Genomic DNA, 17,310 nt, shown 5'->3' with positions numbered 1-17,310 from the left:
TTGCAACGCCTGAACTCGCCTAGCTCTATGGGTCGCATTTATCAGAACATCGTTGAAACGGTCGGCAACACGCCTCTGGTCCGATTGAACCGGATTCCCGCCTCGCTCGGCGTGGATCCCTCGACGTCCCTTCTATTGAAGTGCGAGTTCTTCAATCCGCTGGGGAGCGTGAAGGACCGGATTGGGATGGCGATGATTGAGGATGCGGAGCGGCGTGGGGTGTTGAAGCCCGATACGACGATCATCGAGCCGACGTCGGGCAACACGGGGATTGCGCTGGCGTTTGTGGCGGCGGCGAAGGGGTATTCGTTGATCCTGACCATGCCGGAGACCATGTCGCTGGAGCGGCGCACGCTGCTGGCGATGCTGGGGGCGCGGCTGGTGCTGACGCCGGGGACCGAGGGCATGAAGGGGGCGATCCGGCGTGCCGAGGAACTGGCGAAGGAGATACCGGGGTCGTGGATTCCGCAGCAGTTCGAGAACCCGGCGAATCCCGAGGTGCATCGTCGGACGACGGCGGAGGAACTCTGGCGGGACACCGATGGCCAGATCGACATCCTGGTGGCTGCGGTGGGGACGGGCGGGACGATCACGGGATGCTACGAGGTGATCCGGCCGCGCAAACCGTCCTTTTGTGCGATCGCGGTCGAGCCGAAGGATTCGCCGGTCATCAGTCAGACCTTGAAGGGCGAGCCCTTGAAGCCGGGGCCGCACAAGATTCAGGGGACCGGGGCCGGGTTTGTGCCGGCGAACCTTCATCTGAAGGGGGAGGGCGGGGAGGAACAGATCACCGAGTGCATCCCGGTTTCCAACGATGACGCTTTCGCCATCGCGCGCCGGTTGGCGCGGGAGGAGGGCATCCTCGGCGGGATTTCGACGGGCGCCAACGTGTGGGCCGCGTGCGAAGTGGCGCGGCGACCGGAGAACAAGGGGAAGACGATCGTGACGATCGCCTGCTCGACCGGGGAGCGCTACCTCAGCACCCCGCTGGCGGCCGAGGCGCGCGCGGAAGTGGGAGGCTGAGAAGGCCGGCTGGCTTCGTTGCTTCCCGGTCTTCGCGCGGTCGCGGGACTGGCGGGGATGCTCCCTCGTCGCACCTCGCCATCCGGCCTTTTCCGGGACAACAGGGCCCCTTCCAGTTTTCCGACAGGCTCTTATCGGGGCGGTGCCTGGGGCGGGGCTGGCGAAGCCGGGGTGGAGTCCGTTGACGGGGCTGGGACGGCACTGGCGGCATTGAAGGCGGCATGGAGGACGCCTATCGCCTCGGCGGTCGGAGGGCCGGACACATGGGCTCGCAGGCGCCCCTGCGCATCGACGATGTACACGTTGGCCTGGCGCCTCGTGTATTCGAGTTGGCCGGTCACGGTGCCGTCGAAGTCGAGCAGGACGGGGCGGGGTTGGGTGCGCCTTACGGATTCGGCGATGCGGCTTTGAAACATTCTGGGAATTCCCCGGAGGGCGGCGACGCCCACGATATCGGCGCGATCGCCCCAGTGTTGTTTGAGGGTGGGGATCCAGGATTCCACGGTCTCGACCCCCTGGCGGTCGCCGACCACGAGCAGGAGCGGGCGTGAGCGTGGAAATTCGGTGTGGTGGGTGTGACCCGACTGGTCCTGGAGTTCGAAGTTCCTGAGAACGATCGGGTCCGGCGATGCCGCGTGAGTTTCCGGGGCGACTGCCGTGGCCAACGCGACGGCCAAGGCCAAGGCCAGGCACGCGGGGACAGGATGGAGGGCGCCGGCTTCACGCGGCCTGGCCGCGCCGGTCCCGCCCTTCCGCGGGGACCTTGACCCGATTCCCACCGGGCGGCAGGTGAACGATCGCATCGTCATGGGGCGGGAGGATGGCCGATGGGAGTGGACGACGGGGGATAACTGCGGCCACGCCATTCCATGGGTTGTCCGCGCCATTGTCGGAACAGGGCGACCCACTGGATGGCCATCAGGACCAGGATGCCGACCGGATGGAGGAGTGCGCCCAGTGCGCTTTGATGGAAGCGCAGGGTGGCAAGGATTCTCGGCAGGTAGGAGAGGAGGATGGCCAGGATGCCGAGGCGGAAGGCGTCCGTTCCCATCGACGCCACGCCGGCCACGATCCAGGGGAGCACCTGTCCGCCCAGGAGGAGGATGGACCAGGGCACGATGGCAGCCGGACTGGCCATGCCCTCGGTGGCGTTCTTGGCGAGACCCTGCCAGACCTCGGACGCGGACCGGTACATCCGACAGGTGGCGATGTCGGTGGCATCGAAGAGGTCTGTGAAGTGACCCGCATTCCGGAACGCTCTGGGGAGGGTGACGCCGTCGTGAAGGGAGGTCCGGATGGTCCGATGTCCTCCGGAGGCGAGGTAGGGCGTACGGCGGGCGAGGAAGAGTTGACCGCATCCTGCGGCGAAGGCCGGCCAGCGGCTTCGTCGGGCGGCGAGCATGGGGAGGAATCCGAGCAGCACGAAGTGAATCAGGGGGAGGAGGAGACGTTCGAGGAGGCCGACCGTTTGCTGGTGGGGAACGCCGCTCAGGAGGTCGATTTGGGGGTGCTGCTGCATGTGCCGGACGAGGCGTTCCAGGGCGTCCGGCAGGAGGCGGACATCGGCATCCAGGAACAGGAGGAGATCGTGTCGGGCCTCATTGGCCAGTTGCCAGCAGGCGTGTTGCTTGCCGCACCAACCCTCGGCCAGGGGTTGGCCCTGGATCAGGCGGATTCTGGGATCGCGGTCCGAAGCGGACCTGACGAGGGAGGCGGTGGCGTCGGTGGAGTGATCGTCGAGGACCACCACTTCCAGGGGTGCGGAACCGGCGGCATGAAGGACGGATTCGAGTGCCGACTGGATGGTGGCGGCTTCATTGCGGGCGGGGATGAGGACGGAGATTGCGGGCAGACTGGCAGGGGCGGGGGCGGTTGCCGGTGTGGGTCGGCCGAGGCGGCGGTAGAGGGGGAGGTTGGAGAGGAAGAGGACGGCCGGGAGGGCGGCCAAGGCAACGGCGATCCAGGCGGGGAGGATCATAATGTTCCGTGTCTGGCATCGAAGGGGCGGCCTTTGGACCAGGCTCGGAGGCGGCGCCAGGTGTCGTAGCCCGGGCCGATTCCGGCGCGACCGGACAGCAACGGGACGAAGGCTTCCGGGCGCCGGTCGCGGGCGTCTTGTGCGAGGGCATCCATGGTGACTTCGAGGGCCGACTCACAGGCTGCGGAGCAGAGTTCCGGATCGCGTTTCTGGTCGGGCGGGAGGACGACAGGGGGGCCAAACCGGACGAGCACTTCGGGGAGGCGTTCGTGCCACCAGGTGTACTCGATGGCGAGTGGGACGAGGCTCAGGACGTGACCGGTTGCGGGAGGGGGTGAGGGGAAGGGAGCCGGTTGGCGGGAGCAGCGGGTTGCGAGGTGTCCGAGACCGGGACGGAAGGCGAGGGGACGTTCGCGTGCATCCGAGAATCGCCCTTGCGGGGTCACCCACAGCATGGTGCCGGGTTGCTGCAGGAGGGAAACGGATCGGCGCAGGAACGTGGCGGCGCCACGGGGGGATCCGCCCTCGACACCGAAAAAGCCGAGGCGCTCGAAGAAGCGGTAGCGGGTCAGTGCTGCGGCGTCGATGGGTGCGAATGGTCTTCGGTCGGGGAACCAACGCGCCCAGAGCAGGAGGCATATCAAGGGGTCCCACCACGAGGCGTGATTCAGGAATACGACGAGGGGTGCGGGGGTGTCGTGGATGGGCGGTGGGGAAGCCTTGCTGATCCGGACGGCGTGGAAATGCCTGGAGACGTACCATCCTGCGTACGCGGCGAAGAGGGCGCGCAGGCGGGGTGAATCGGGGGGGACGGCACGGGCAGCCAGGCTCATGGGCTGATGGATTCCTGCCGGACGAAGGGTTGATGACGGCGCCGCCAGGCGGCCCGCACGAGACGCAGCAGGGCCCGCCAGCGGAGGGAAAGACGGGTGCCGTGGGTCCATTCGAGCGAGGCGGCGAACAATTCGTCGTCGCCCTCCCTGGCGGGTTCCAGGTGCGGCATCCAACGGCCGCGCCGGACGGCGACCACCTTGATCCGGGTGAGTTCCTCCATGCCCTCCCGCCCTCGGGTCAGGCCGAAACCGCTGGCGCCGCGACCGCCGAAAGGCACCCGGGGGTCCGCGGTGGGCAGGATGAGGTCGTTGAGGCTGACCACGCCGGCGGAGACCCGGGCCGCCAGGTCCAGACCTGCAGCGACGTCGCGGGTGAAGATCGAAGCACCGAGGGCGTACGGGCAGTGGGCGGCTGCCCCAAGCGCTTCGGCATCGTCTTCCACAGCCATCAGGGAGAGGACCGGAGCGAAGAGGTCTTCCTGCATCAGTCGCATGCCGACGGTGGCGCGGGAGACGATCACCGGACCCGACGACAGGTCTTCGCCGACGCGGTCCGAACCGAGGAGGATGGCGCCTCGGGCGCGGGCGGCGAGGACGAGGGGCACCAACCGTTCACGCTGCCGTTCGGCGATCGGGATGGGAGCCAGAGAAGGCAGAGCCGTGGCCAGACGGCTTTCCAGTTCGGCGTGGACCGATCGGTGGGCAAAGACGCGGCGCGGGGCGATGCAGGTGGCGCCGTCATTGAGGCGGAGGCCGAAGAGGAGGGCTTCGACCACCCGTTCCAGGCTGGCGTCGGAACGGACGAAGACGGCGTCATTGCCGGACAGTTCCAGGGTGCAGGGGATGAGGTGGCTGGAGGCGGCCCTGAGGACCGAGCGGCCGGACTCTGCGGAACCGGTGAGGAGGATTTTGTCGGGATGGCGCTGGATGGCGGCACCGACCGATTCGACGGCCACGGGCAACAGGCCGAGGAGGCGGGGATCGAGGCCGGCCTGGGTGAGGAGTTCGGCGAGGGCCACGGCGGCGGACTGGCCTTCCGGGCTGGGCTTGAGGACCACGGCATTGCCCATGGCCAGGGCCTGGAGGACTTGGACGCCTGGAAGGAAGAGGGGGTAGTTGGAGGGCGTCAGGATCAGGACGACGCCGAGCGGTTCCCTTCTCACCTCGGAGCGCACCCCCCACAACCAGGGGGGGCGACCGGCGACTCCCAACGGTCTGGGACGAAGGATTGCCGACGCCGTTCGTTCGATGAACCGGCAGGCATCGGCCAGGGGAACCAGTTGAGCGGTGAGGGTTTCGCAGACGGGTCTGCGAACGGTGGCGGCGAGCGGGACTGCCTGGCGGGCGAGGAGGCCCCGGAAGCGTCGCAGCACCGTGAGGCGTTCCGGGAGCGGGCGATGGGCCCAGAGGCGTTGGGCATTGCGGGCGGCGGCGAAGGCGGCCACCACGGCGGTCTCCATCTGAGGAGACGGCGGGGGCAGTCTGCGGGTGGTGGACTTGGGGGGACTCACGCCGACAGGGGCTGGGTTCCCGGCAGAGGTGTTTCGAGGCGATCCTCCGAGGTGGCCCAGGTTGGGGACACTCCCAGATCCTCGAGGACGAGTCGCGAACTGATGCGGGCGCTTTCGAAGATCACGGGAAGGCCGCTGCCGGGATGGGTGCCACCGCCGACGAGGTACATGCCATCGAACTCCTCGAAACGGTTCCGGGGTCTCAGATGGAGCATCTGGTCGAGGGTATGCGCGAGATTGAAGGTGGCCCCGCGGTAGATTTCGTAACGGTTCTCCCAGTCCGCCGGAGTGAGGATTGACTCGAACCGTATCTGCCGGCCGGCGAGGTCGAAACCCGCCGCCTTGATTCGGTCGAGGGCCAGTTCGCGGAAGCGGGAGCGTTCGCGGGACCAGTCGATGTTGGGATGTTGATGGCTGACGGGGAGAAGGACGTAGAGGGCCGAATGGTCCCGGGGCGCGAGGGTGGGATCGGTGACGCTGGGGTTTTCCACGTAGAACGAGGGATCCTCGCTGAGGACGTGGCGGGACTCGATGTCCTCGAGGTTTCGGCGGTAGTCGTCGGCGATGTAGATGTTGTGATGAGGCAGATCGAACCGGCCCTCGACCCCGAGATACAGCATGAAAGTCGAGCAGGAGTATTTCTTGCGGGCCAGGCGTTGATCCGTCCACCGGCGTCGGCGGGCGTTGGGGACCAGCCGCGAGATGCCGCGTGCAAAGTCGGCATTCATGACGAGGGCATCGCAACGGTAGCGGGCCTGCCGGGTCCTTACGCCGACGGCCCGGCGGCCTTCGAAGAGGATTTCCTCGACGGGTTCGTTCAGGCGGATCCGGACGCCGAGGCGTTCGGCCAGGCGGGCCATTCCCTGGCTGAGGGCATTGCAGCCGCCGATGGGGTGGAAGACACCATGTTCGTATTCGAGGAAGGAAAGGATGCTGAAGAGGCTGGGACAACGGAACGGGGACATTCCGAGGTACTTCGACTGGAAGCAGAAGGCCAGCCGGATGCGGGGGTCGTGGAAGAACCGCTTAAGGTAGGTATCCACCGACTGATGGGGGCGAATCATGGGAAGCATGCGCAGCAGCCGCAGGCTCAGAAGGCTTTTCCATCCGGGGAAGGGGTTCTGCAGGCAGGGAAGCATGGCCTGCATCTTGGTCCGGTTTTCAGACAGGAAGTTGCGAAATCGCGGGGCGTCGCCGGGTGCGATGGCGGCGATCTGCCGCTCCATCTCGGCCACATCGGGAGTGCAACGAAGTTCGCCGCCCCCTCCGAAGATCAGGCGATACTGCGGGTCCAGCCGCACCATGGGCACTTCCTTGTCCAGATCCGCCCCACCGGCGGCGAAGATGTCTCGAAGCACCTGCGGATAGAGGAAGAAGGTCGGACCGAGGTCGAACCGGAATCCGTTCGATTCGATGGCGGACGTGCGACCTCCGACGGAGGGGAGCCTCTCGAGGATTTGAACGCGCTGTCCGCTCGCGGCCAGCAGAATGGAGGCAGCGAGGCCGCCCGGCCCCGCCCCGACGATGGTGATTTCCTTGCTCATGGAAAATGAAGATTCCCCCGGAGGAAGATGAACCACTGCCCGGGCCTGCCGCCATGAGGCGCTTTTCCCGATCTTCTGTCGATATCCACATCACCGCCGGGGACCCGTCATGGTCCACCGGCGGTGATTCGAGCAGGGTTGGTAGGGGGGGGCTTGGGGGGGATCAGGCCGCATCCGGGAGCGCCTCCCGCTGTTCGATCCACTTGCGCAGCTTGGTGAGGGCGATGTTCTGAAGCTGGCGGATGCGCTCTCGGGTGAGGTTGAACAGGACACCGACCTCTTCGAGGGTTTTTTCCGAACCTCCCTCTAGGGCGAAACGCTGGCGGAGGATCGTCAGTTCCCGGTCGTTGAGGCGGTCGAGGAGTTCGCGAACCAGGTCCGTCCTGGTCCGTTGTTCGAGGTCCTGATAAGCGGTGCTCGACCGTTCATCGGCGATCACCTCGGAGATCGTGCTGCTGTCGTCATCTCCGAGTTGGGCATCAAGGGAGATGGTGCTGAGCATGGCCCGGCGCATCTTCCTGATCCGGCTCATGGGCAGGCCCAACTCGTCGGCGATCTCCTCGTCGGTCGGTTCCCGCTTCAATTCGTCATGCAGGCGGGAATGGGCGCGCCAGAAGTGGGCGATACGGTCTCGGAGGTGGATGGGGATGCGGATGGTGCGGGATTGGTTGGCCACCGCCCGTTTGATGGCCTGTTTGATCCACCAGGAGCTGTAGGTGGAGAACTTGGCTCCCTTGGTGGGATCGAAGTAATCCACCGCCTTCATCAGGCCGATGTTGCCCTCGTTGACGAGGTCCAGAAGGGGCACTCCATGGTGTTCGTAGTCGCGGGCGATCTTGACGCACAGCCGGAGGTTGGCGCGGATCATGTGTTCCCTGGCGCGCTGGTCGCCTTTCTGAATGCGCTGGGCCAATTCCACCTCCTGATCGGGCGTCAGGAGGGGCACTTCGCACACTTCGCGGAGGTACTGTTCGAGGGGTGATCGGACGCCCAATTCGCGGGGGACGGACTCGATGGGATTGGTCTTCGGAAGGGGCGCGGACAGCGATGGATCCTGGGGGGGCTGATCTTTGTGGATCGGAGGCGACGTTCGGGGCGCCTCACGAGGGGTGCGACGGGCTGCTGCGTCGATGGAACCTTTGGGACCGACCCTTTTCAGTGTTTTCTTCATTCCCATATCCTCTCGATTCGATGCTTCGCCAATAAAGGACTGAACCGATCCGATTCAGCGTACCCTTTCCTAGACCACGGAGAGCCAACCTCTGTTCAACATTTTTCCCCATGGGTTAGACACGTCTATGTTTTGTCTATGCAGTGCGCTTTGTCAATTGTTTGTTTAACAAACGGTGGACGCAATGGCCCAGAAGAGGGTCCAGATCAACCGCTGTGGGTTAGGGCATGCGTCTATTCGATAAAGCTGTGTCAATAATGCCATTGAATGCGTCTATCCTTTGTCTATAGTACCGCGGTGGTTCAACTTCAGCATCCCATCCAGGTCGTCTCCCGCCTGACGGGTTTAAGTCCCCACGTGATCCGCGTGTGGGAGAAGCGTTATCGGGCAGTGACGCCGGCCCGGACGGAGACGAACCGTCGATTGTATACCGATGACGAGGTGGAGCGATTGCGGTTACTGGGATTGGCGACGGAGGCGGGGCACAAGATTGGGATTATCGCGAAGCTGCCCCTGGAGGATCTGCAGCGTTTGGTGCGGTTGACGTCGGGTTCGGCGGGGGGGGATGCGAACGGGACCGGGGAGAGCCGGGGCGGGAATGGTCATCCGGCCCAGGGAGGGCAGCGATGGGGTGGGGCATTGGGGCAGGAGCGAGGACTTGGGGCGGAGGGGCGGGCTTCCCGGGAGTTGGTACAGGCGGCGATGGAACGAATCCGGGCATACGATGCGGATGGACTCGTTCAGGCGATGGAGCAGGGGGCGATGCACTTCGGGTACAGCGGGTTGCTGCATCGAATTGTATGTCCGTTGGCGCGGGAGATCGGCGAGCGCTGGCAAAGGGGGGAGATTGCGGCGGCGCATGAGCACTTCGCCTCTGCGGCCATACGCGATTTTCTGGTGCGAACGGGACGTCCTTTTGCGTTATCGGACACGGCCCCGCGGGCGGTGGTGGGGACTCCCGCCGGGCAGTTGCACGAACTGGGGGCGGTGATGGTGGCTGCTTTGGCGAGCAACCTGGGATGGCGGACCATTTACCTCGGGTCGAGCCTCCCGGCGGCCGAGATTGCCGGCGCCTGCAAGCAGAACCGGGCTTCGGCGGTCCTGCTCAGCCTCGTGTATCCGTCGGATGACCCGCAGTTAGGGGGCGAAATGGTGCTTCTCCGGAAGCTGCTTCCGCCCGAGGCGGAGATAGTGGTGGGTGGCCGAGCCTCCCGTTCCTATGGACCGTTCCTTAAGGAGATACGGGCCATTTGTCCCGGCGACCTCGACGAGCTGCGGGGCGTGCTCGAGGAGATGCGGGAATCCGGGATGGAGGGAACGGACTGACGGGTTGGGTGGCGGTCTTGGGGAGGTCTACCTGACGAGGCGCAGTCCGGCCTTGTCGGACAGTTCGATCTCCCGGGCCCGGTCGGGGATTGGGGCATTTTGTGGAGCGCCGCCGGGGAATCGCCACCAGAGGCGTGTTCCGGGGGTCACCCCGCCGAGGATCTGGATCCTGGAATCCTGGGAATATCGCCCGCTGCCGAGGCGCACCTCCCGCAGAGGACCGGGTCCGTCGTCGCGCAGAAGTCGGAGCTGGGCGCCGGCTGCATCGGGATTGGCGGCGGTGCCTTGCAGGCGCACGCGAAGTCCGGGTTGTCCCGTCCTGTTGAGCCAGGCGGTCAGTGGACCGGAGTTCTGGGTCACCAGCAGGTCGGGCCTGCCGTCCGCGTCGAGGTCAGCGACGGCCGCTCCGCGCTGTTCTCCATGGATCCTCAGGCCGCTGTGGGCACCAGAAACCGGGGCGAACCGTCCGGTTCCGTCGTTGACCAGAAGCAGTCCGCGTCCGGCGTCCTGCCGATCGTCCTCGTCGCGCGGTCCGAAGAAGTTCTGGACGCAGAAGAGGTCCTCGTTGCCATCTCCGTCGAAGTCGGCCACGGCGAAGCCGAAGATGGGGGTCCACTGGGCTTCGGGGGGAAGTTCGATGAGATCGAAGTGACTGCCGCGATTGAGCAGGACGACGGAAGCGAGGGTGGTGGCCTCGACGGAGGCGAAGCGCGGGGCGTGTTCTCCGAGGAGACGGCTCACATTGGCCCGGGCGAAATCGGCATGCCGGGGGAAGGCGGCGGGCAGCCAGCGCAGCTGGGTGGCGAGAGTGTCCCGGGTGCGAAAGGGCAGTTGATCCCGTTCGCCGGGATGCCAGTAACTCTCGACGATGGCCACCCGGCCGTCGCCTTCGAGATCGGCGAAGTGCAGCTGCCAAGGACCGCCGGGGGCCCGCTGCTGGTAGCTGTTACGTCCCCAATTGCCCGCAACGAGATCGATGCGTCCGTCCCCGTCGAAGTCCGCCGCAGCGATCCCCTGCCAGACGCCGCGCACCCGATCGAGACCGAGGTTGGAAGTGATTTCGCGCGGTTGTCCGTCGGACCAGCGAAAGACGCGCAGGGGACCCCACTCGCAGGCGAGCACGAGTTCCTGGGTGCCGTCTCCGGTGAGGTCGGCGAAGAGGGCGCCGGTTACCAGGCCGATGCCTGCGAGGGCCCGGCCGGCCTCCGCAAGTTCCTCCAGGCGCCCGCCTTCGTTGCGGAACACCCGGGTATCCGCCGCCTCCGGGTAGCGACCCGCGACCATCCGTCCAGCCACCACCAAGTCAAGGTCCCCGTCACCATCGATATCCCCGACCGCCATCGGCCCGGGACTGCTGCTCCCGCCCGGCAGAGCAGGTCCGGGGCTCCAACCGGAGGCAGTCCGGTCAAACCGCAGGACGGCGGGGTGGCCGGGCGAAGCCGATTCGTAGTTGGCCGTGGCGAGGAGGACCGTGGTGGTGCCTTCGACGAAGGACGCTGCGAGGAGGCCCAGTGTGTCGTCCGGGCTTTCGGTGCCCCAGGCGATCGGGTCCGGACCCATTTCGGGGCCGGTCGGAGTGGGACGCACCAAGGCACTTCGCGGAATGCCTCCGCGTCCGTTGCCAATCAGGACCCGGTCATCATCCTGGTGCGAGCCATCGAGCCAGAGGACTCCGGGTCCCTGGAAGGATTGGCGCCAGGGCAGCAGGGGCTGACGGGTGAACTCGTCGAAATCCGGGTCGTGGTGGAGCATTTCAGGCGGGACGGCGACGGGGACGAAGTGCGGGGAAGGGGTTTCGGATGGGGTGGCAGGTGAGGGACCCGGCCGGGCTCCGGACTGGTGGATTTCGTAGAGGTTGTCGGGGAGGGCTCGGGAAACGCGGGAGAATGTCCCGTCCCGCCAGCGCACTTCGATGGAGAGGCCGGAGGTGTTGGTGCCCGTGGCGAACGTGCGTTGATGCTGGTCACTCGAGAGGTAGCGCCCTCCGGTCAGCATTTCCTGCTCCTGCACGGGCACAGGGCCGCCCAGGACGCGGATTCGGGCCCCGGTGCCATGGGTATTGGGCGGCTGTCCGACCAGGCGCACGGCAATGCGGGGACCGGTGGCTTCGTTGCGACAGATCAGGGGGGCGTGATTGAACGAATTGCCAACGACGTCGAGGTCGCCGTCGTTGTCGAGGTCGGCGAGCGCCATTCCGTGGGTGACCACTCTGAAATCGAAACCCCACTCGCGGCTGACGTCTTCGAAGGTGCGATCGCCGCGGTTCCTCCAGGCAAGGTGCGGTGAGTCGAGGGGCGGATAGCGCAGGAGTTGGTCCACGAACGAGTCATTGAAGCGCCGGCCCTCGCCGCGCCCGGCACCGCCGGCGACGTCGAGATCGTTGACGTCGTGGGGATACCCGCTGGAGATGATCAGGTCCTCGTATCCATCGAGATCCACATCCAGAAAGATCGGCGTCCAGGACCAGTCGCTGGTTGCTGTGGCGGAGTACCAGCCGATCTCGGCGTAGGTGCCGTCCCCGCGATTCAAAGCCATGATGCTGCGCGAGAATTCGTCCCGGTAGAATGGATCCCTGGGACGACGCCAGTCGGGATCGGCGCCGCGAACCACGTGGGTCATGTGGCGGAAGTGGTCCACGGGGAGCATTTCGACCGTGTAGAAATCGAGGAATCCATCCCGGTCGATATCGGCGACGTCCACGCCCATGGAGGCGTAGCTCATATTGCGGATGGCCAGGGAAGGGGCCTCGCGGAACCGGCCCTTGCCATCATTGATCCAGATGCGGTCGGGCGTTTGAAAGTCGTTGCAGACAAAAATGTCTGGGAATCCGTCGCCGTTGATGTCCCGCAACTGGACGGTGAAGCCGAGGTCCGGGGGCGCGGCGGGGAACGGTTTCCCCTGTTCATCAGTGAAATGGTCGGGCCAGGAGATCGGGACGAAGCGGGCGCCTCCCTGGTTGAGGAAGATGAGGTCAGGTTCGCCGCTTTCGTAGAGCTTGTTGTTCAGGATCTGGAGGCGGCGGCCGGGCCGGCCGGTGACCACGGGCTGGCCACCGACCATGCGGGTGGCGATGGCCGCACCGTCACGAAGGAACGCCTCCACCGCGAAGCGGGCCACATACAGGTCGAGCCAGCCGTCGCCATTCAGGTCCGCGGCGGCCGAGGAGGTTGCGGCACCCGGGATGGAGATCCCGGCCTGGTCGATCACGTTGGTGAAGGTGCCGTCACCTTGATTCAGGAAGAGGGCGTCCGGCCCCAGGAAGGAGGTCACGTGCAGATCGAGAAGCCCGTTGCCGTTGAAGTCCGCGAACAGGGCGCCGGTTGAGAGGAGGTGGCGTGCCGCGACGCCGGCCTGTTCGGTCACGTTGGTGAACCGCCAGCCGCCCAGATTCCGGTAGAGGGCATTCGGGCCTTCGAGGTTGCAGAAGTAGATGTCGCACCAGCCGTCGCCGTCGAAATCGCCGAGAGCCACACCCGAACCGTTCATGAGGTTCTGGCGACGCGAGTATCGGGCGGGTGAACAGTAGTTGGTCCAGGTGATGCCCAGATCCGCAGGGGCAAGGCGGGTGAAGCCCGTTCCCTGGGTCGAAGGTTTCAGAGGAAGGCGCCGGTAGCCGTCGCCCTCGATCCAGTCCAGTTGGGGCGCTTCACCTCCCTGGGCGATCAGGGCATACAGGCCCATGGCCAGGAAGCAGGGGCGGACGAACGGCGGCATGGGACGTTGCTACCAGAGAACCAGCGGGGGGACCAACCGTGGAACGGCTCTCAATCCCCGGAGGGGAGGTCTTGGTTCCGGGACCCCAAAGCGGGTATCGATGGCGATGCGCATGCGAGGATCTCTCGGACTGGGAATTGGGCTGGCCACCTGGCTGGCGGCTGCGGCGGATCACGAAGTGGCCTGGTTGGACACGGTGCAACGTCCACCCGCTTTCGTGGCGGAACACGGGCACGTTCTGACGCCACTGCTGCGGGAGGAGGCAGGGACGTTGGAGGACATGCGGCTGGACTGGGAAGCGCGACGGCAGGGGCTGCGATCCCGCTGGCTGACGTTCCTGGGGCCCCTTTCGCGCCGGCATTTGGCGGGGGGGCCGGCGCGTGAAGCCCCTCGGTGGAGCGTGCTGGAGGAGGATCGTCCCAACGGGGTGCGCCGACTGCTGATTCGGTATGCGGTGGAGTCGGATCAGGAGGTGGAGGCGTATCTGATGTTTCCGGGCGACGGGCATTCGCCGCGTCCGGGCGTGGTGGTGTTCCACTCGACGGTTCGGCAGTCGATCCTGCAGCCGGCAGGGATCGAGGGGGAGCCGGAGAAGGCGTTTGGACTGCGCCTGGCGCAGCAGGGGTACGTCACGCTCTCGCCGCGCAACTTCCTGTGGACCGCGAATCGAAGCATGGACGCGGCGGGTCAGGCGCGACGATTTCTTGAGCGTCACCCTGGGGCGAGAGGGATGGACCGGATGCTGCTGGACGGTCTCGTGGCGGTGGATGTGCTGGCGTCGCTGCCAGAAGTGGATTCGGCACGGTTGGGGTGCGTGGGGCACTCGTTGGGCGGCAAGGAGGCGCTGTACCTGGCGGCCTTTGATGAGCGGATCCGGGCGACGGTCAGCAGCGAGGGCGGCATTGGAACGCGGTTTTCGAACTGGCACGACGATTGGTACCTGGGGCCGGGAATCCGGGAGGCGGGCTTCGAACGGGAGCATCACGAACTGCTGGCCCTGGTGGCGCCGCGGGCCTTCCTGCTGATTGGCGGAGAATCGGCGGACGGGGACGCCAGTTGGCCCTTTATGGACGCGGCCCTGCGGATCTACCGCCTTTACGGACCGATGGCACGCCTGGGTTTGTTCAATCATCGACAGGGCCACTCGGTGCCACCGGTGGCTGTGGAGCGGATGGAGGCATGGTTGAGGGCCTACCTTCGTTGAAGGGATTGGGCGTTCCGGGATGGGGGGAGCCCGGGGTGGCTTCGCGGGCGATTCGGGCGCGACCTCTGCCGGGTTGTCCATGGTCTGAGCCATCGACCCGGGCGACGGCCTTCGAGTCGCCGCGCAAGAAGCCACGGTGCGAAGTTCAGGCATGCCCTGGCAATAACGCATCGAACGGCTGAACGGCTGGCCGTGTGGAACAGGCTGGGGCTCGACATCGTCCGGCGACCTGATAAAGTGCCCTCCCTTGTGCGGAACCGGTTGACGGTCAGGAGGACAGCGGTCCTGCGAAGCACAGTTCCGAAGGCGACGGAGAGGTGGCCGAGTGGCTGAAGGCGGCGGTTTGCTAAGTCGGTGAAAATCCCCTGAAATCCCAGCAAAAGCCGCATTTGCCTTTGGGATTTGCCATTTGATTTGCCATAAAATCAGCTTTGTCGTACTCTGCGGGTATGACAGCGACCCCTGGCAGAGGCCGGCCCCGCAAGAGCGGCTTCAGCGTCGTTCGGTTTCGGAACCCCAGCGGTGACCTCGTCTGGAGGGTGCAGGGTAGCGCCGACGGCCGGCGGGTGCGGGAGAACTACCCCAGCGAAGCCCGGGCTTTGGAGCGTCGCCGCGAACTGGAGCGCGAACATCTTCAAGCGGAACCGGAGCCGGAATCCTTGCGGGCCACCTCGCTGACGCGGGAACAGCTTTCGGAGGCGGAAGCCGCCTGGGTCAAGCTCGCCCAGGCGGAGGCTGGACCGGGCAGCCTCCTCGGTGCCGTAGACGTTTGGCTTCGGATGCGCGCCGAGGGCCAGCTCGTTCCGGTCGTTGTATACTTCGGCGACGCCATGGACCAGTTCCAGACCTGGGTGAACCAGACGCCCACGCTGCGCGACAGGACCAGGAAGAACCTCCGAACGCGCCTGGAGAAGTTCCGGGTCCGGGTCGGGCACCGTGCGATCCACGAGATCACGCCGGACGACGTGGACCGGCTCCTGAACAGCCGTCAGGTCTCCGCCCGCTCCAGGGCCAACGACCGTCTCGTCCTCTCCCGGCTCATGAGCTGGTGCATGGAGCGTCCCCGCTGCTGGATCAAGTCCAACCCGGTGAGCGTGGTGAAGGTCGAGGTTGGCGAACTCGAAGAGCCCACCCTCCTGACCGTGGCCCAGGCCGAGGCCCTGCTGCGCGCCGCCCAGGAGACTGACGGTGGCCGGATGGTGCCTTATCTCGCCGTCGGCTTGTTCGCCGGCATCCGCAACGCGGAGCTGGGGCGGTTGACGTGGGGGCAGTTCAACCTCGCCGATGGAACCGTGCGCCTGGAGGGCAGGCAAACCAAGCCGGGCAAGGCCCGCGTCGTGGACCTTCAGCCGAACCTGATCGCCTGGCTGAAGTGGGCTGACGCTCATGGCCAGCGCGATCTGGCCTACGACCAGCGCTCGTTCGTTCGGGTGCGGGAGGCGGCTGGGTTCATAGACTGGCCCGTCAACGCCATCCGGCACACGGGGCTCAGCTTCCTGCTCAAGCGGCTGGGCAGCTTCGCCGACACGGCCATGGCAGGCGGGAACTCCGAGAAGATGCTGCGGGAGCACTACGTGGGGCGGGTTTCGGCGGCGGACACCGAGAAATTTTTCGGCCTGCTGCCATGAGCCGGCGGCTTTTCCGCTGGTAAACGACAGCGATTCAGGCAGATCGGACTTTTGTGGATTTATACTTGACGGACTCTACACAGGTTTGACATTCTTGGCGGTTTTTGTGGTAGTCTGGCGGCTGACATGCAGACTACTGACTCTCCCCCGGCCGCAAGAGCCGTGTATCTCACCACCGCCGAGGCCCTCCGGCTCTTCAAGGGCCTGGTCCAGCCCCCGCCCTCCCGGCGCACCGTCATGCTGTGGCTCAGGCGCCATAGGGTGCGCAGCGTGCGCCCCACCGGCAGCCGGGTGGGTGGCGCCAGCTATCTCTGGCACCGCGGCGACGTGGAGAAACTCCAGACGAGGTTCGCGACCGGGAAACTGTGAAACCCCAAAAAAACAAACGAACATGACCGAGAAAAAAACCATCCTCGACGAAAAAGTAGACGAGATGCTCGCAATCGCACGAGACATCGTGCTGCCCGGACTGGACGCCGAACAGTGTATACAGCGCGGGCTGGAGATGTGCGGCGGCGCCGTCGACAGAGAGCTCCTGGCCCAGATTTATCGAGTCGGATGCGACGGGGATCCGGAGAACGCCGCCCGCATCCTACTGAGCATGAGCGCCAATGCCAGGGACTGGCTGGACATACCGGCCCCGCAGCGGATCCCCATCATGAGCAAACCCATCCCGGTCCTCCGATACGGGGCCAGCGAAATCGAGGAGCACGACCTGGTGCCCTGGCGCGATCTCACTGTACCCCAGTTCCGGCGCGCCGTGGACGTCAAAAGACGATGCCTGGTGCCGCTGGATACCCAGCTCGCCCGGATGGGCAGACGCCGGAAGGCCCGCGGCCCCAAGTGGGAGATGCTGGAAAAGGGCCTGGGCTTCCCCCGCAAGTGCGAATTGTCCAATAAAGAGGTTGCAGAAATCATCTGCGAAATGGCACGCCTCGGCAAGTTCAGCGAAAAGCGCGCCGTGGCCATGATCCGCGAGCTGAGAGCGTCCTGATCGAAAAGCGGACGGCCCTCAGCGCCAACTGGGGGCCGTCCAGGAAACCAACCAGACATGCCTGCCTTACCGCCTGCGGGCGGGCCCAGCAAGCCCGAACCCATCGAGATCGACGAGTCGATGCTGTCCATCCCGCCTGGGGAGGGGGCGGAGGGTCTCGTCATCGCGCTCAGGCGCGCCGCCGTCGCCGGAGACGGGGCGATTTTCGACGGCGACCCGCCTCCACCCTGGCAGCCGGGCGAGGTCCTGGATGCACTCTACGCCCGCGCCTGCCTCGATACTCTCGCCCGGCTCCACGTTTTCGCGGCCGATGGCGATGTCCAGGCTGGTTGCCGGACGCGCATCGCGGAGCTCGACCGCATCCTCACTGAGCTCGTCGGTCGC

At 65.9% G+C, this 17,310-nt stretch carries 14 protein-coding genes; 7 read left to right on the top strand and 7 right to left on the bottom strand.

The window, feature by feature from the left end; genetic code table 11:
- The first annotated feature begins 27 nt into the window (after nucleotides 1-27).
- Nucleotides 28-1,023, top strand: coding sequence for a cysteine synthase A (cysK, locus tag KF833_21480; GenBank protein MBX3747887.1), 996 nt, complete (start codon nucleotides 28-30; stop codon nucleotides 1,021-1,023).
- A gap of 131 nt (nucleotides 1,024-1,154) precedes the next feature.
- Here the strand turns inward: cysK and KF833_21475 are convergent, their stop codons facing one another.
- The 6 genes from KF833_21475 to KF833_21450 form a co-directional block, all read right to left on the bottom strand.
- Nucleotides 1,155-1,526 carry a hypothetical protein gene (locus KF833_21475; protein MBX3747886.1) on the bottom strand — a complete coding sequence of 124 codons (372 nt, stop codon included), beginning with the start codon at nucleotides 1,524-1,526 and terminating at the stop codon, nucleotides 1,155-1,157.
- A gap of 302 nt (nucleotides 1,527-1,828) precedes the next feature.
- The gene (locus KF833_21470) at nucleotides 1,829-3,001 is read right to left on the bottom strand and encodes a glycosyltransferase (GenBank protein MBX3747885.1); all 1,173 of its coding nucleotides are present in this window, start codon (nucleotides 2,999-3,001) and stop codon (nucleotides 1,829-1,831) included.
- Entirely contained in the window at nucleotides 2,998-3,834 is an 837-nt protein-coding gene (locus KF833_21465; protein MBX3747884.1) for a lysophospholipid acyltransferase family protein, read from the bottom strand. The genes KF833_21470 and KF833_21465 overlap by 4 nt, the downstream gene beginning before the upstream one ends.
- The gene (locus tag KF833_21460) at nucleotides 3,831-5,345 is read right to left on the bottom strand and encodes an aldehyde dehydrogenase family protein (GenBank protein MBX3747883.1); all 1,515 of its coding nucleotides are present in this window, start codon (nucleotides 5,343-5,345) and stop codon (nucleotides 3,831-3,833) included. Before KF833_21460 ends, KF833_21465 begins: the two co-directional genes overlap by 4 nt.
- Nucleotides 5,342-6,889 carry a phytoene desaturase gene (gene crtI, locus KF833_21455; GenBank protein MBX3747882.1) on the bottom strand — a complete coding sequence of 516 codons (1,548 nt, stop codon included), beginning with the start codon at nucleotides 6,887-6,889 and terminating at the stop codon, nucleotides 5,342-5,344. The genes KF833_21460 and crtI overlap by 4 nt, the downstream gene beginning before the upstream one ends.
- Nucleotides 6,890-7,052: 163 nt before the next feature.
- Entirely contained in the window at nucleotides 7,053-8,066 is a 1,014-nt protein-coding gene (locus KF833_21450; GenBank protein ID MBX3747881.1) for an RNA polymerase sigma factor RpoD/SigA, read from the bottom strand.
- A 261-nt stretch (nucleotides 8,067-8,327) separates the two neighbouring features.
- On the opposite strand from KF833_21450, the gene KF833_21445 reads away from it, so the two are divergent.
- Nucleotides 8,328-9,386, top strand: a complete 1,059-nt coding sequence (locus tag KF833_21445) for a MerR family transcriptional regulator (protein MBX3747880.1) — start codon at nucleotides 8,328-8,330, stop codon at nucleotides 9,384-9,386.
- Between the two features lie 27 nt (nucleotides 9,387-9,413).
- Here KF833_21445 and KF833_21440 read toward each other — a convergent pair whose 3' ends face one another.
- Entirely contained in the window at nucleotides 9,414-13,100 is a 3,687-nt protein-coding gene (locus KF833_21440; GenBank protein MBX3747879.1) for a VCBS repeat-containing protein, read from the bottom strand.
- 112 nt (nucleotides 13,101-13,212) lie between these two features.
- On the opposite strand from KF833_21440, the gene KF833_21435 reads away from it, so the two are divergent.
- From KF833_21435 to KF833_21415, 5 genes are all read left to right on the top strand, one after another.
- Nucleotides 13,213-14,304 carry a dienelactone hydrolase family protein gene (locus KF833_21435; protein ID MBX3747878.1) on the top strand — a complete coding sequence of 364 codons (1,092 nt, stop codon included), beginning with the start codon at nucleotides 13,213-13,215 and terminating at the stop codon, nucleotides 14,302-14,304.
- A 449-nt stretch (nucleotides 14,305-14,753) separates the two neighbouring features.
- Nucleotides 14,754-15,932, top strand: a complete 1,179-nt coding sequence (locus tag KF833_21430; protein ID MBX3747877.1) for a tyrosine-type recombinase/integrase — start codon at nucleotides 14,754-14,756, stop codon at nucleotides 15,930-15,932.
- 126 nt (nucleotides 15,933-16,058) lie between these two features.
- Nucleotides 16,059-16,301, top strand: a complete 243-nt coding sequence (locus KF833_21425; protein ID MBX3747876.1) for a hypothetical protein — start codon at nucleotides 16,059-16,061, stop codon at nucleotides 16,299-16,301.
- Nucleotides 16,302-16,323: 22 nt separating this feature from the next.
- Nucleotides 16,324-16,926 (top strand): hypothetical protein, encoded by a 603-nt coding sequence (locus tag KF833_21420; protein MBX3747875.1) that lies wholly within the window; start codon nucleotides 16,324-16,326, stop codon nucleotides 16,924-16,926.
- A 57-nt stretch (nucleotides 16,927-16,983) separates the two neighbouring features.
- On the top strand, nucleotides 16,984-17,310 hold a 327-nt coding region (locus KF833_21415), incomplete at its 3' end, for a hypothetical protein (protein MBX3747874.1).

The organism is Verrucomicrobiia bacterium (assembly GCA_019634625.1).
Lineage (GTDB): Bacteria > Verrucomicrobiota > Verrucomicrobiia > Limisphaerales > CAIMTB01 > CAIMTB01.
This window is presented reverse-complemented; position numbering and strand designations above follow the sequence as displayed.

Coding starts and splice junctions, on each gene's coding strand:
- KF833_21425 (MBX3747876.1), top strand. CDS start 16,059: ATGCAGACTACTGACTCTCCCCCGGCCGCAAGAGCCGTGTATCTCACC.
- KF833_21420 (MBX3747875.1), top strand. CDS start 16,324: ATGACCGAGAAAAAAACCATCCTCGACGAAAAAGTAGACGAGATGCTC.
- KF833_21440 (MBX3747879.1), bottom strand. CDS start 13,100: ATGCCGCCGTTCGTCCGCCCCTGCTTCCTGGCCATGGGCCTGTATGCC.
- cysK (MBX3747887.1), top strand. CDS start 28: ATGGGTCGCATTTATCAGAACATCGTTGAAACGGTCGGCAACACGCCT.
- KF833_21470 (MBX3747885.1), bottom strand. CDS start 3,001: ATGATCCTCCCCGCCTGGATCGCCGTTGCCTTGGCCGCCCTCCCGGCC.
- crtI (MBX3747882.1), bottom strand. CDS start 6,889: ATGAGCAAGGAAATCACCATCGTCGGGGCGGGGCCGGGCGGCCTCGCT.
- KF833_21465 (MBX3747884.1), bottom strand. CDS start 3,834: ATGAGCCTGGCTGCCCGTGCCGTCCCCCCCGATTCACCCCGCCTGCGC.
- KF833_21450 (MBX3747881.1), bottom strand. CDS start 8,066: ATGGGAATGAAGAAAACACTGAAAAGGGTCGGTCCCAAAGGTTCCATC.
- KF833_21435 (MBX3747878.1), top strand. CDS start 13,213: ATGCGAGGATCTCTCGGACTGGGAATTGGGCTGGCCACCTGGCTGGCG.
- KF833_21430 (MBX3747877.1), top strand. CDS start 14,754: ATGACAGCGACCCCTGGCAGAGGCCGGCCCCGCAAGAGCGGCTTCAGC.
- KF833_21445 (MBX3747880.1), top strand. CDS start 8,328: ATGCGTCTATCCTTTGTCTATAGTACCGCGGTGGTTCAACTTCAGCAT.